This window comes from Arcicella sp. GW821-FHT09D11 (genome assembly GCF_059416265.1).
Map to the genome: position 1 here is coordinate 1,158,595 of NZ_JBWKOV010000002.1, position 14,794 is coordinate 1,173,388.

11 protein-coding genes and 1 tRNA gene are annotated in these 14,794 nt (G+C 36.2%); 5 read left to right on the forward strand and 7 right to left on the reverse strand.

The annotated features are described in order from the left end of the window. Positions 1–151 precede the first annotated feature (151 nt). Together AC07N0_RS09980 and AC07N0_RS09985 are read left to right on the forward strand one after the other, a co-directional pair. Positions 152–886, forward strand: coding sequence for an outer membrane lipoprotein-sorting protein (locus AC07N0_RS09980; RefSeq protein ID WP_494589055.1), 735 nt, complete (start codon positions 152–154; stop codon positions 884–886). Positions 887–1,015: 129 nt separating this feature from the next. Then, entirely contained in the window at positions 1,016–2,041 is a 1,026-nt protein-coding gene (locus AC07N0_RS09985) for a quinone-dependent dihydroorotate dehydrogenase (RefSeq protein ID WP_494589056.1), read from the forward strand. 32 nt (positions 2,042–2,073) lie between these two features. Here the strand turns inward: AC07N0_RS09985 and AC07N0_RS09990 are convergent, their stop codons facing one another. From AC07N0_RS09990 to AC07N0_RS10010, 5 genes are all read right to left on the reverse strand, one after another. Beyond that, positions 2,074–3,048 carry a hypothetical protein gene (locus AC07N0_RS09990; RefSeq protein WP_494589057.1) on the reverse strand — a complete coding sequence of 325 codons (975 nt, stop codon included), beginning with the start codon at positions 3,046–3,048 and terminating at the stop codon, positions 2,074–2,076. 16 nt (positions 3,049–3,064) lie between these two features. Beyond that, entirely contained in the window at positions 3,065–4,081 is a 1,017-nt protein-coding gene (locus AC07N0_RS09995) for a glycosyltransferase family 2 protein (RefSeq protein WP_494589058.1), read from the reverse strand. A 129-nt stretch (positions 4,082–4,210) separates the two neighbouring features. Then, a tRNA-Arg gene (locus tag AC07N0_RS10000) sits at positions 4,211–4,282 on the reverse strand. 100 nt (positions 4,283–4,382) lie between these two features. After that, entirely contained in the window at positions 4,383–5,645 is a 1,263-nt protein-coding gene (gene hflX / locus AC07N0_RS10005) for a GTPase HflX (RefSeq protein ID WP_492802678.1), read from the reverse strand. 529 nt (positions 5,646–6,174) lie between these two features. Continuing rightward, the gene (locus AC07N0_RS10010; protein WP_492802679.1) at positions 6,175–7,011 is read right to left on the reverse strand and encodes a DUF2911 domain-containing protein; all 837 of its coding nucleotides are present in this window, start codon (positions 7,009–7,011) and stop codon (positions 6,175–6,177) included. 252 nt (positions 7,012–7,263) lie between these two features. Here AC07N0_RS10010 and AC07N0_RS10015 point away from each other — a divergent pair, with 252 nt between their 5' ends. Beyond that, positions 7,264–7,533, forward strand: a complete 270-nt coding sequence (locus AC07N0_RS10015; protein WP_494589059.1) for an Rpn/YhgA-type helix-turn-helix domain-containing protein — start codon at positions 7,264–7,266, stop codon at positions 7,531–7,533. Positions 7,534–7,599: 66 nt separating this feature from the next. On the opposite strand, the gene atpG is transcribed toward AC07N0_RS10015, so the two are convergent. Together atpG and atpA are read right to left on the reverse strand one after the other, a co-directional pair. Beyond that, complete coding sequence (gene atpG, locus AC07N0_RS10020; protein WP_492802682.1) at positions 7,600–8,484, reverse strand: ATP synthase F1 subunit gamma; 885 nt, start codon at positions 8,482–8,484, stop codon at positions 7,600–7,602. Positions 8,485–8,586: 102 nt separating this feature from the next. After that, a complete protein-coding gene (gene atpA / locus AC07N0_RS10025; RefSeq protein WP_323252552.1) occupies positions 8,587–10,164 on the reverse strand; it encodes a F0F1 ATP synthase subunit alpha in 1,578 nt (525 codons plus the stop codon). Positions 10,165–10,606: 442 nt separating this feature from the next. Between atpA and AC07N0_RS10030 the strand changes: the two genes are divergently transcribed. Beyond that, positions 10,607–12,100: a catalase gene (locus AC07N0_RS10030; protein ID WP_492802684.1), complete on the forward strand. Its 1,494-nt coding sequence runs from the start codon at positions 10,607–10,609 to the stop codon at positions 12,098–12,100. A gap of 233 nt (positions 12,101–12,333) precedes the next feature. After that, positions 12,334–14,760, forward strand: coding sequence for a TonB-dependent receptor (locus AC07N0_RS10035; RefSeq protein WP_494589060.1), 2,427 nt, complete (start codon positions 12,334–12,336; stop codon positions 14,758–14,760). Positions 14,761–14,794 lie beyond the last annotated feature (34 nt).

Genomic DNA, 14,794 nt, shown 5'->3' on the forward strand with positions numbered 1-14,794 from the left:
AGCTCCATTCATCCTCTAAATTCACTGATTATCATGATTATATTTTGTCATGAATATAATACTCGCTACATTTCAAGCGTAATTACTATTATACATAATAGTATATCATTAAACCAAGCAATTATTAGTTAAGAACATTAAAAAAACAACGATGAAGATCTCAAAAATTATTACTTCGGCGCTAATTGTAATAGCAACTACTGCTAGTGCATTTGCCCAAACTACAGATGAAATTGTGGCAAAACACATTCAAGCAATGGGTGGATTGGAAAAATGGAAAGCTTTGAAGGGCTTAGAGATGAAAAATAAATTCTCGGTTCAAGGCATGGACATTGATAGTAAAACAATCATTGTGAATGGTAAAGCATTAAGAAGTGATGTTTCAGTAATGGGGCAATCAATTATTACGGCTGTAGATGGAGAAACGGGTTGGTCTGTTAGACCAGCAATGATGGGCGGTACAGGAGAACCTGAAGATATGCCTATTGCTATGATTAGAGAATCTCGCAAACAAGTAGATTTAGGAGGTTCTTTATTATATTATAAAGAAAAAGGCTCTACAGTAGAATTAGTGGGAACTGAAAAAGTAGATGGTGCTGATGCTTATAAGTTGAAACTAACTGAAAAAAATGGAGATGTTACCTACTTATATGTGTCAACATCAACATACTATACCTTAAAAACAACAGGAAAACGTAAAGTACAAGGGCAAGAAATTGAAGCAGAAGTGACTTTCTCGAACTTTAAACAAATCGATGGACTAACTTTTCCTTACACAATGGAAACAGCAAACCCAATGGGAGGAACGATGACTATTGAAACAGAATCAATTAAATTGAACCCAACTATTGACGAATCGGTTTTTAAAAAACCAGGTAAGAAGTAATTTTAAAAGCTAAGTTATAAGCTTTACGATAGTAGATATTGAAAAACCTCTCAAGTTATTTAATACTTGAGAGGTTTTTCTTTGGGCTTTTAGTAATTTTGCCATTATTTTTCATGAAAAACGTAATCCATGTACAAATTTTTTCTCCAGCCTCTTTTATTTCAATTTGATGCTGAAAAAGCCCATCATATTACTTTTAGTTTAGTAAAATTCTTGTTTAAAATCCCTTTTGTTCCTTCGATTTTCAAAGCATTATATCATTATGAAAATCCAGTATTGGAAAGAGAAGTATTTGGATTGAAATTCAAAAACCCCGTAGGTTTAGCCGCTGGGTTTGATAAAAATGCCCTCTTGGTTGACGAGCTTTCTACCATGGGTTTTGGCTTTATTGAAATCGGGACACTTACACCGAAACCACAACCGGGTAATGATAAACCTCGTTTGTTTCGTTTGAAAGAAGACGAAGCCCTTATTAACAGAATGGGTTTTAACAACGAAGGCGTAAAAGAAGCCGTTATCAAATTAAAGCAAAGAAAATCTACAATCTTGATTGGCGGAAACATTGGTAAGAATAAAATAACGCCCAATGAAAATGCAGTGGATGATTACTTAATCTGTTTTCACGAATTATTCGATGTCGTTGATTATTTTGTGGTAAATGTAAGTTCGCCCAATACGCCTAATCTTAGGGCTTTACAAGAAAAAGAACCCTTGAAGAATTTACTACAAACATTGCAAACTGAAAATGAAAAACGGGCTAAATTTAAACCCATTTTGTTGAAGATAGCACCAGATTTGACGGATTCTCAGTTAGATGATATCATCGAGATTGTCCAAGAAACGCATATCGCAGGCGTGATTGCTACCAATACTACCATTTCTCGTGAAGGATTAGTCTCTGCGGAGGCATTGAAATCTGAAATGGGAGGATTGAGTGGGAAGCCAGTCGAAAAGCGTTCTACAGAAGTAATCCGTTATTTATCAGAAAAATCAAATAAAGCATTCCCGATTATCGGAGTAGGAGGGATTCATTCTTCGGAAGATGCCATCGAAAAACTCAATGCAGGAGCCAGCTTAGTACAAATTTACACAGGCTTTATTTACGAAGGGCCTGCTTTGGCAAGTGAAATTAACAAGGCCATCGCAAAGGCTTAATATGCTATAGAAGTTAATTACATAGAAAATCCTTAAAAATTTTCTATGTAATTAATTACTTTCCAAGCCGACTTCTCAATCAATTTTCCAACAATATGCTTTTCTTTGGGAGGCACCACATAAATACCATAAGCAGGTATAATGCCTTTAAAGTAATTGAAGTGGTTTTTGATTAAAGCAATTCTATATTGTTGAAGGATTTGTTTTAAAGCCTGCTGATTTTTATTGCTTGATAATTTAAGATGTTTTGAAACCAACTTTGGCTTCTCAGGATTATATCCGCTAAAATGAAAGAATACTAAAGGGCTAGTGTCATTCACAAAATAGCTACCGTTTTTAACACTTAACTGTCGTTCTTGTAAATTCCAATAAGCTATATTCAGGCTAGGATTGTAATCAATCAATACTTTATCATAGAATACGGGCACAAAATTCAAACATAACTGGTCGACAAACATTCCTTTGCAGTAGTCTACATAGCCGTATTTGTTTAAATGCGTTTGCCACCAATCCAAGAATTTCAACGTATTTTCCGTTCGCTTAAAAGCGATAAAACCTGCATTATACAAACCCGCATTCAAGTACTGCTTTTCGTTCCAACGTTCAGATAAGGCAATTTCCTTCGTAATATGAGGGGTAATGATAATATCATGCTCATCAAGATTCTTTTCAACACCCTCTAGCGACTCGTACAAATAAATATCCGTGTCTAAATAAATCAGTTTTTCTAAAGCTGGATATATCGCTAACAAATGAAGGGCAAAAATAGGCTTTAATGCACAGGCAAGCTCAAGGGTAATAAATTTATTGCTATAGTCTTCCAGCGCAGGAAAGTTGATGCTTTCTACAGGAATAATTTGATAGGGAATTTCGAAATCAAGTACGGGTATTTTATCAGCAAGACAGATGATAAACTTGTAATCAGGGTTAGTCTTTTCGATAGATTCTCCCAAGGTAAGGGCTTGATATAGATAATTAGAAGTACAAACGGTATATATTAATTTCATGGGTAAGGGTTTTTCATTATTCAAATAAATCACCAAAAGCTGCAATATAAGGGGCTTTCCATGAAGCCTCTTGGTCTTTATAGCGATGATATGCGCCCATTATTAATAATCTCATAACAGGTAAAATTCTTAATAAATGAAATATAGGTAGGGTAGCTCTGGTTTCATAAAAATCTATGACGGAATCTATCTTTTTTAAATTATTACTTACTATTAAACCATCTTTTTGACCTAAATATTGTTTAATGATGGTGCTTAAATAGCTATATTCATCTCTTTTCTGGATAAAAGGAGCAAGTTTTTCTGCCCTTGGGCGTGCTAGTCGTTCTTTTAGACTTAATACCTTACCTTGTTGTACAGCCCTAGTTCCTACCTGTTGCGCTTCATGCTGACGGTACGAAATTAATGGCTTATCAATCAATCCAATGCCATTAAACATACAAGCTATCAACGTTAGCCAGCCATCGTGAATCATGGGTGGTTTGAAGATAGGAAATGGTTGACAAAATGTTAATAATTCTTTTTTAAAAGCCAACATACACCCTGCTACTCTATTACCATGCAGATTCACTTCAAGCGCTTTGCCTTTTTGCCACGCTTCAATTTGTGGAGTATTTAACCTTACTTTTTGCCAAAAGGTTTGCCCTAAATCTTTTCCCTTTTCATCAATCAATCTAGCATTAGAGAATACGGCTAGTTTTGAAGGATTTTTTTGAAAGTAATTATAAATGGTGGATAATTTTTCAGGGTGCCAAAGGTCATCTTGGTCACATAACGCAATGATATCACTTGTACAAAGGGAAATAGCTTTTTCGAAATTTTTACTAACCTTCAAAGGCGTTGAATTCCGAATGAAGGTAATGTTGAGGAGGCTTTTGAAGTCATTTACAATACTTTCTGTATCATCAGTAGAGCAATCGTCTGTAATAATGATTTCGTTAGGTAAAAGCTTTTGATTCGCAATGCTTTGAAGTTGTTCTCTTAAAAACTTAGCACCATTATATGTACACAAAGCTATTGAAATGGTCTTCAAAATGTATAAATTTAGTTCGTAAAACGTTGTATATGAACGATTTGTGAGTTGATGATTGTGAGTAGTAAGCCATCGAAGGTTAAAGTATTAATACAACTCATCATTCACAATTCATCATTCTTAACGCTGTGGCCCCAGTGGGAATCGAACCCGCATCTAACGTTTAGGAAACGTCTATTCTATCCGTTGAACTATGGCGCCTTTGTAGAGATTACAAGGAAAAAATTCCTTGTAATCTCAATAACTGCAAATTTCTCTAAAAACTCTTTAATAATCAAGGCAAGAGAGGAATATTCGCTTGTTATTCTTCTTCCTCTTCAACCTCTTCAGTTGGATAATGTACTTCATTCAGCCAATTTGGGAAAATAAGAATGTGCTTTTCTTTTACTGCTTTCACAATAGTTTCTCTTAGCTCTTCTATGTTTTCTTTTTGTTCAGCCGAAATGAAAACCGTTTGAGGTTGAGGATTATTCATATACGAATTTTTCAAGAAAGCCGTTACTTTTTCAATCCTGCTTTGCTGATTTTCAGGTTCATTCCCAGACCCAATCTCCCAATCATTGATAACAACTTCTTCTGACGAGAATAAATCTATCTTATTAAAAACAAGAATTGTCGGCTTGTCGGCTGCACCAATTTCTGTTAAAGTTGAATTGACAACCTCGATGTGTTCCTCGTAATTTGGATGAGAAATATCAACAACGTGTAATAAAATATCAGCTTCTCTTACTTCATCCAAAGTCGATTTAAATGATTCAATCAACATCGTAGGTAGTTTTCTGATAAACCCTACAGTATCTGAAAGCAGGAAAGGAATAGTATCAAAAGTCACTTTTCTAACCGTAGCATCCACCGTAGCAAAAAGTTTATTTTCTGCAAATACTTCTGCCTTTGCTAGGCGACGCATCAACGTAGATTTACCAACGTTGGTATAACCTACTAAGGATACACGTACCATTCGGTCTCTATTTTTTCGCTGCGTAAATGCTTGCTTATCAATTTGCTTGAGTTTCTCTTTCAAGAAAACGATTCTATCATTAGCAATACGACGGTCAGTTTCTAATTCTTTTTCACCCGGACCACGCATACCCACGCCACCTCGTTGTTTAGAAAGGTGAGTCCACATCCTTGTTAATCTTGGCAAAATATACTGTTGCTGTGCCAGTTCCACTTGCGTTTTTGCCTGCACTGTTTTGGCACGCATCGCAAAGATGTTTAGAATCAATAAGCTACGGTCAAGAATCTTTACTTCATGCTGAAATTTCGCAAATTCAGTTTCAATATTTCTGATTTGAACAGGCGAAAGATCATCATCAAAAATTACCATGTCTACATCATTATCTACTACATAAGCGATAATATCTTGCATCTTACCTTTCCCCACATAAGTACGTGTATCAGGTTTTTCTAATTTTTGTGTAAAAGTATAAAGTGTATTGATTTGCGACGTATCTGCCAAAAAAGCTAATTCGTCTAGGTATTCTTTTGTTTGTTCTGCTGTTTGTTTTTGTGTTTGTACAGCCACTAAAACGGCTGTCTCTTTTACTTCTTCGGTAGTATGCATAATATCTTGATGTTCAATATTGGAATTTTATAAATAGCCTAAAGTCATCAGGCTTTTACATGATTACCTTTCAATAATGATTGTTTCTAAATCCTGTTGTTGAAGGAATGCATGTACAATTTTGCGAGTGTTATCTTATATTGACATTGTTGTTTTCGTTAATATTGTTTCTATTCGTCCTAATTACTGTCTAGCTAAAAGCCGACGATTAAACTGATTGAGTATTTTTAAAGATACGCAATTGGTTTTATCTTACAGAAATTAAAAACAAGTTTAAACAGAAATGGTTGATGTTGAAATTACTGCCCTTTCGGAGGGCAATATCCATGAAGACTGGATTTTGCAGAGCCGAGAGAGGATGTTAGCAGAAAATTTGTCTTAGCTTCATGTTAGTAATGATACTGAAAGAATCGTTTTAAAGTTAGTGGTGCAAAGGTATAATTATTTTTCTGATTTCTATCGTTTTATGCATAAAAAAACCTGTAAGCGTTAAATACTCTTACAGGTTCAAAAAAAGAAGTCAATGATATTACTTCATTGAAGCAATTAACTTCTCATTTAACGCTACATAATCCATATTATTGGCTTCTTTAGCAAGTTCTATTGATTTTTTGGCTGTTTCAATCGCTACAGCTTTATTTCCTAGCTTTGCTTGAATCTTTGCCTTTAAGTGCATAATCCAGAATGCTTTAGGTGTTTGCTCAACGGCTTTATCTGCCCAAGCCAACGCTTTGTTTAAATCTTTGCCTGTTTCAAAATAATAGCTAGCTGCCTGAAAGTACGGACGACTATCAACAGCTAATGCCGTTTCAATGGCTTTGGTGATTTTGCCATCAATATCAGCAGTCACTGGGATAGCAATGGCTGTTTTTTCCCAACTGATTTCAAGGTCTGCTGACGAAGCCGTTAGGTTGGCAATCTCAATCGTAAACGTTTCAACAGAATTTGCTAAGGCTATCGGTTTTACTTTGAATTTGGCAACATCTTCTTCGGCTTTATAGCCATCAATGCCCCAATTGTTCAAACCTTTGTTGAAAATCACTTCCCATTCATCTTTGTTAGGAATAGTGTACAACACATACGTACCAGCTTTTAAAGCTACGCCACCTACTTTTACATCCTCGCCAAAAGTTACTCTGGTAGCAGCGTTCGCACCTGTTCTCCATAGCTTACCGAATGGTGCTAAATCACCGAAAACTACTCTGCCTCTGATGTTTGGTCTTGAATACACTACCTCGATAGAAGATAAAGCAAAGTCTTGTTTGATGGTCTGTGTAGGACTCGGTGCAGGTGTTTTAATTCCCTGAGCGTTTAATGAAGCATTTAAGGTAAAAATTGCAAGAATTGAAATAATAAAGTTTTTCATGAGAAGAATATTTGTTAAAGTATATCCTGCAAAGTTAAGGATAGTTACATTAACAATTCTTTAGCTTTTGTTATTCTATATAATTTTTAGATAAACAGTAAATATTGGTGGGTGAAAATATTTCACCTTCGATGAATTCTTTTTTCTTAGGATATACATTTTATTGAGTTTTTGTATAATAGACTTTTAACTAATAAAAATTTAATCTATCAATTTTCCAAATGATGTATATTTGTTTAAAATTATATGTAAATGGCAGAATTTGTAGAGAAATATATTAGTGCCGATGAAGAGGTTGCATTGAAGTATTACAGAGATTTAAAGAACTCATTGGATACTGCTAGAGAGGAAGGAGAGATAGAGGGAATATTGAAAGGGAAGTTAGAAGGAGAGATAGAGGGTATATACAAAGGAAAGTTAGAAGTAGCTCGTAATATGCTTTCTTTAGGAATTTCAATCGAAACAATTATTCAAGCTACTGGTCTTTCTGAGGAGGAAATTAATCATTTAAGAGATAATTGATTTGAGCAAGAACAAAAAAAAAACTCATTCCTTTTGAGAATGAGTTTTTTGATGAAATATCGTATTTTATGCCGCTGCCAAAGCTTCTGCACCACCAACAATCTCAAGGATTTCGTTAGTAATCGCTGCCTGACGAGAACGGTTATATTGTAATTTCAATTCTTTCAATAATTCACCAGCATTATCTGTTGCTTTATCCATCGCTGTCATTCTAGCACCATGCTCAGAAGCATTTGATTCAAGAACGGCTTTGTAGATTTGTAACTTCAACGCCTTAGGAATTAATTCATTGATGATTTCTTCTTCAGAAGGTTCAAAGATATAATCCACAGAAGAAGCCTTCACTTTGTCGTCTTTTTGTTCAACGATTGGTAATACTTGTTCTGTCTTTAAAATCTGAGTGGCTACGTTTTTGAATTCGTTATATACCAATTCAACAACATCGTATTTGCCTTCTTCAAAACCTTTCATCGCTGCTTCTGCCGCAGTACGTACGTTAGTGAAACTTAGTCTTGTAAAGATATCAACATACTCAGTGTTTACATTATATCCACGACGCGAAAGGTATTCACCACCTTTTTTGCCAAGTGCCAAAATTTCAACATTTCCAGCGACTTGTTGCGCTGCATATTTTTCGCTGATTAAGCTAACAGCTGCTTTACCTACGTTGGCATTGAAAGCACCACACAAACCACGGTCTGAAGTAACAACAATGATTAATACTTTGTTGATAGCACGAACGATAGTGTATGGGTTTTCTTTTGCTCCTTCTGCGTTAGCAGAAACGGTAGCAATCATTTCAGTCAATTTTCTTGAATAAGGACGCATCTGAACGATAGCATCTGTCGCACGGCGAAGTTTTGCTGCCGACACCATTTTCATGGCTTTGGTAATCTGCTGAGTAGAGTTTACCGAGACTATTCTGTTTCTTACTTCTTTTAATGAAGCCATTATCTTTTCTAATAAATGAATGATAGAATGAATGAATGATAGTGAATTAATCTACTTTGTAAAATCACTATCATTCTATCATTCAAAATTGAAAATTATTTTTTACACGTATTTCGGTGCTACTTCTTTCGATACTCTTGTCAAGACATCTGTCAAAGAATCATCAAATTTACCTGCTTTCAAAGCATCCATTGTTGATTTTTGCGTAGCGTTCATTACGTTAATGAAATCTTTTTCAAATTCACGAACTTTGCTTACCGCTACCGTATCAAGAAGACCTTTTGTTGAAAGGAAAATCATAGCGATTTGCTCTTCAACTCTTTGTGGAGCACCGTTTGGTTGCTTCAACATTTCAAGGTTACGACGACCACGTTCGATAGTCAATTTCGTAGCAGCATCTAAGTCAGAACCAAATTTAGCAAATGCTTCCAATTCACGGAATTGTGCTTGGTCAAGCTTTAAAGTACCTGCTACCTTTTTCATCGACTTGATTTGAGCATTACCACCCACACGTGATACCGAGATACCTACGTTAATAGCTGGACGAATACCCGCATTGAAAAGGTTTGATTCTAAGAAAATCTGTCCATCCGTAATTGAGATTACGTTTGTAGGAATATATGCTGAAACGTCACCCGCTTGTGTTTCGATGATTGGAAGTGCTGTTAATGAACCACCACCTTTTACCAAATGCTTGATAGATTCAGGTAAATCGTTCATACTACGAGCAATTTCGTCAGATGAGTTAATCTTAGCAGCACGCTCTAATAAACGACTGTGAAGATAGAATACGTCACCTGGGTAAGCTTCACGTCCTGGAGGACGACGAAGTAATAATGAAACTTCACGGTAAGAAACAGCTTGTTTAGATAAATCATCATAGATGATCAATGCTGGACGACCTGTATCACGGAAGAATTCACCAATTGCAGCACCTGTAAATGGAGCAAAGAATTGCATCGGAGCAGGATCTGAAGCACCCGCCGCTACAATTACAGTATAGTCCATCGCACCAGCTTTGCGAAGTGTTTGTTCGATTTGTTTGATAGTAGAGGCTTTCTGACCACAAGCTACATAAATACAGTAAACAGGGTTTCCAGCTTCATAATATTCTTTTTGGTTAATGATAGTGTCGATACAAACAGTAGTTTTACCTGTCTGACGGTCACCGATTACCAATTCACGTTGTCCACGACCTACTGGAATCATCGCATCAATCGCTTTGATACCTGTTTGAAGGGGCTCAGTTACAGGTTGACGGAAGATTACACCCGGAGCTTTACGTTCCAAAGGCATATCATACAAATCACCTGTGATTGGTCCATTACCATCAATAGGCTCGCCAAGTGTGTTTACAACACGACCGCAGATACCGTCGCCAACTTTAACAGATGCGATTTCGTCAGTACGTTTTACAGTGTCTCCTTCTTTGATTTCAGACGAATCCCCTAATAATACCGCTCCTACGTTATCTTCCTCAAGGTTCAAAGCTAGGGCTTTTAAGCCGTTATCAAAAACGAGCAATTCACCCGCCTGTACTTTCGATAGTCCGTAAATACGGGCTACACCATCACCGATTTGTAATACGGTACCTACTTCTTGAAGTTCAGCCTCTGATTTTGCTCCTGAGAGTTGTTCTCTCAAAATTGCTGATACTTCATCTGGTCTGACTGATGCCATTATAATAAGTTTGTTTTGTGATTTTGAATTTGGAATAGTATTTAATCTACTAGATAAGAATTAGTTAAATATCAATTAGAGATTAATTATTAAAGACTTACAATATTAATAAATACTCTATCGTTGCTCGCTGAATTCTTTAATTAATAAATTACTTATTTTTCAGGTGCAAAATTAGGGAACAAATTTCACAATTCCATGAAATGTTTAACAATTAGTGCTTAAATGTTATACTTTTTTGGGATTCATTATTCCTTTCTTCCATCAAATCTGCCACTTTTTGGGCTTTTATCTTCAAAAAATCCTTTTTTAGTAGTAAAATAGATATGTTGTATAGTTATTTTCTATTGACAAATAAAATTTATCGATTTGATTTATATATCTAAAAATTCTAAGTTTGTGACATCAAATAATAATCTTCACATATAAATAGCTTACTATCATGTCTGAATCAACTAAGAAATTAACTACTGCTTCTGGGAGACCCTACTATGAAAATGAAAACTCTCAATCAGTCGGTCCGCGTGGTCCACTTTTATTGCAAGATTTTATCCTGCATGAAAAAATGGCTCACTTCAACCGTGAGCGAATTCCTGAACGTGTTGTACACGCCAAAGGTTCTGGTGCATTTGGTACTTTTACTGTTACAGAGGATATTACAAAATATTCACGAGCAAAGGTATTTTCCGAGATTGGAAAACAAACACGCGTGTTCCTTCGCTTTTCAACAGTAGGAGGTGAAAAAGGTTCGGCAGATACAGAACGTGACCCACGTGGTTTTGCATTGAAATTTTATACTGAAGATGGCAATTGGGATTTAGTAGGTAATAATACACCCGTATTTTTTATCAAAGACCCTAAGAAATTTGGTGACTTTATCCATACTCAAAAACGTGACCCTCATACCAACTTAAAATCTCCAACCATGATGTGGGATTTTTGGTCGTTAAACCCAGAATCATTGCATCAAGTATTAATCTTGATGTCTGACAGAGGTACACCTTATGGTTATCGCCACATGCACGGCTTTGGTTCACATACTTTCTCATTTATCAATTCAAATAACGAACGCTTCTGGATTAAATTCCACTTCATTACTGCACAGGGAATTAAAAACTTTACTGCTGCCGAGGCCAATGATATGAAAGCGCACGATTTGGACTTTGCCCAAAGAGATTTGATAGAACACATTGACGCAGGCGATTTCCCAAGATGGAATGTAAAGATTCAAGTGATGCCTGAGCAAGAAGCTAAAACGTATAGATGGAATCCGTTTGATTTAACCAAAGTATGGCCTCATGCCGACTATCCTTTGATTGATATTGGCGTATTGGAATTGAACGAAAACCCTGATAACTATTTTCAAGATGTTGAGCAGTCGGCTTTTGCACCTGCTCACGTAATTGATGGTATTGGTTATTCGCCTGACAAGATGTTGCAAGGACGATTGTTATCATACCCAGATGCGCATCGTTATCGTTTAGGAGGCAATTATGAACAAATACCTGTCAACCGTTGTCCATTTGCGGTGAACAATTATCAACGTGACGGACAGATGAGGGTAGATGGCAATGGTGGAAAAGGACCAAACTATTTTCCTAATTCATTTGACGATATTGTGGCAGATGAAAGCTATCGTGAACCAGCTTGGGAACTAGAAAGCGCTACTGCTAACTGGTATGATAGAAATGCCGAAGGAGAGAACGACCATTATACGCAACCGGGTAATTTGTGGCGTTTGATGACTGATGATGCCAAGGCGAGAACTGTAGAAAACATCGTAGGTGCGATGTCAGGCATTACTGGCCCAATGAAAGATAAAATTACCAATTTGCAATTATGTCATTGGTTCAGAGCAGACATTGGTTTAGGTATGAGAATCGCTCAGGGGCTAGGGATTGATGCTGCTGCGGTTATGCCACAGAAACATCAATAGTGTGAAGTAAGTTTTAATAGTTTTTTAGATGCCAAAAGCGTCGGAACGAGTCGGGCAGGACTTTGTTTCGACGCTTTTTTTAAGTATTCTGTCTTGAAATTTTAGCACATTGTCAGTATTTGATACAATATGTAATAATAAGGTGACAAATCATGCTATAGATTTCTGTTAAAATGCCGTTCTTTGTAAAACCAGTTTATCTTGATGACTGGCATCAACTTTAAAAATAAACTATGAAACTAACTTTACGAACATTAATCCTTAAGAGCTTATTTTTTTGCTGTATTTACATTTCTTTTACTACACAAATTTTTGCACAAAATACAGAATTTAAGTTGCCTTTATTATCAGGAAAAGTGCGAGATTCCAACACAGGGGAATCAATTGCGGGTGCAACGATTTTTTTGGATTTCAAAAAATCAGGTATAATCACCGACTCGCTGGGCAATTACCAACTGTATTTACCCCAAGGCGAATACATCATTAAAGTTAGTCATGTGGGGTATAAGCCTTATCGTACAAAACTAATCATAAAAGCAGATACTCAATTGGATGTTACTTTAGAGGATGTCTCTAAGACACTTGAAGAAGTAATTGTTTCTAGTCAGGCTACCCGCAAAAGCATACAGACACCTTCTTTGGGAGTTACTTTGCTGAGTATAAAAGGTATCAAGAAGTTGCCTGCGATGATGGGTGAGGTAGATATTATCCGTTCGTTACAAACCTTACCAGGAGTATCATCAGTAGGAGAGGGCTCAAATGGCATAAATGTACGTGGAGGGAATGTTGACCAAAACTTAATCTATATAGACGAAGCTCCTATTTTTAACCCTACCCACCTTTTTGGATTATTTTCAGTATTTGCTTCCGACGCTATTCGTGAATTGGAGCTATACAAAGGAAGTATTCCATCTCGCTTTGGTGGTCGGACGGCCTCTGTGTTAGATATTAAAATGACAGACCCTAGCTTAGAAAAATTTAAACTTTCGGGCGGAATTGGTTTAGTATCTAACAGAGCGATGGTTGAGGTACCCATTATCAAAGAAAAATTATCGGTTGTAGTAGCAGGGAGAGCATCCTTTAATGATTTTTTGTTTAAATGGATTGGGCCAGATAATATGAGAAATACGCGTGCTAATTTTTATGACGTAGCAACTAAAATATATTTCAGACCGAATAAAAATAATACCATTTCGCTTTCTACGTATATGAGCAAAGATTTCTATCAGGTAGATTCGTTGTTTAGTTTAGAAAACGTAGTGGCAAAACAAACCCAGTTTGACTATGGACATTTGAATTTTTCTGCTCGTTGGAGCCACTATTTTAATACAAAATTGAGTTTAGATGTAGTAGGAGTAGTGAGTAATTATAAAACTAGAACGTATGCACCCGATAGTGTCAATAGAATAGATTTGTACAACAGCATTGATTATAAAAACATCAAGGTAAATTTTGATTATAATCCAGACGAGCAACACAAAATCAATTTCGGTGCTAGCGCAATCAATTACCAGATTTCACCAGGTAAATTGAATGAAAATATAAAATCAAGGATTTCGAGCGTTTTATTGCCAAGGGAACAATCGTTAGAATTAGGATTGTATGTGGATGATGAATACAAAGCCAATGAAAAGCTAACGATACAAGCTGGCATTAGGTATGCACAATACTTAAGCTTAGGGCCTACTACTACTCGAAAATATTTAGATGGAGAGCCAAGAACAACCTCATCTCAAATCGGGGAAGAAATTATTTCTAGTGGTGCTGTAGAGAAAACTTATGGCGGTTTTGAACCTCGTTTAGCCATAAAATATTCTTTGGGTGAAAACAGTACCTTGAAAGTAGGCTATAATAGAATGCAGCAATTCATTCAATTATTATCTAATAACACCACGCCACTGCCTACGGCACGCTGGAAAACCGCGGATGAATATATTAAACCTCAGATTAGTGATTTTGTATCTTTAGGCGTATTCAAAACCTATAAAGATAATGTGTGGGAGTTTTCAGCAGAGGGATATTATCGTTCAACACAGAATGTCGTGGATTATATTTCAGGAGCAAACCTACAATTGGCTAAAGCGATAGAAACACAATTAATTTCAGGCAAAGGCAAATCGTATGGATTAGAATTGATGTTAACGAAAAAAAGAGGCGAGTTGAATGGTTGGGTGAGTTATACATTTGCCCGTTCTTTACAACAAGTAACAGGCGATTATCCTCAACTCCAACAAATTTCTGATGGTAATTGGTATGCCTCAAATTATGACAAACCGCATAGCTTGAATATTATGATGAACGTACAGCCAACTATTCACCATAGTTTCTCTTTTACGTTTGCCTATAATACAGGTCGTCCGTTTTCGTCACCATCAGGTTTCTTTCAGATTGATAATAAAAGATACCCAGTGTATGAAGCCCGAAACAATGACAGGATTTCGGATTATCACCGCCTAGATTTTTCATGGACAATTACGAATCCAAGTATGAAAGAAAAGCGCTGGGAGGGAAGCTGGACTTTTACCGTGTATAATCTTTATGGCAGAAAAAATGCCTATTCAGTATTCTTCAAATCTGCCGGTGCTGCCTTGAAACCTTATGAGTTAAGTGTTTTCGCTAACCCATTGATTTCATTGACTTATAATTTTAAATTTTTATAAAAAGACTTGTATTGCTTTCGTTTAGAAAGATTGA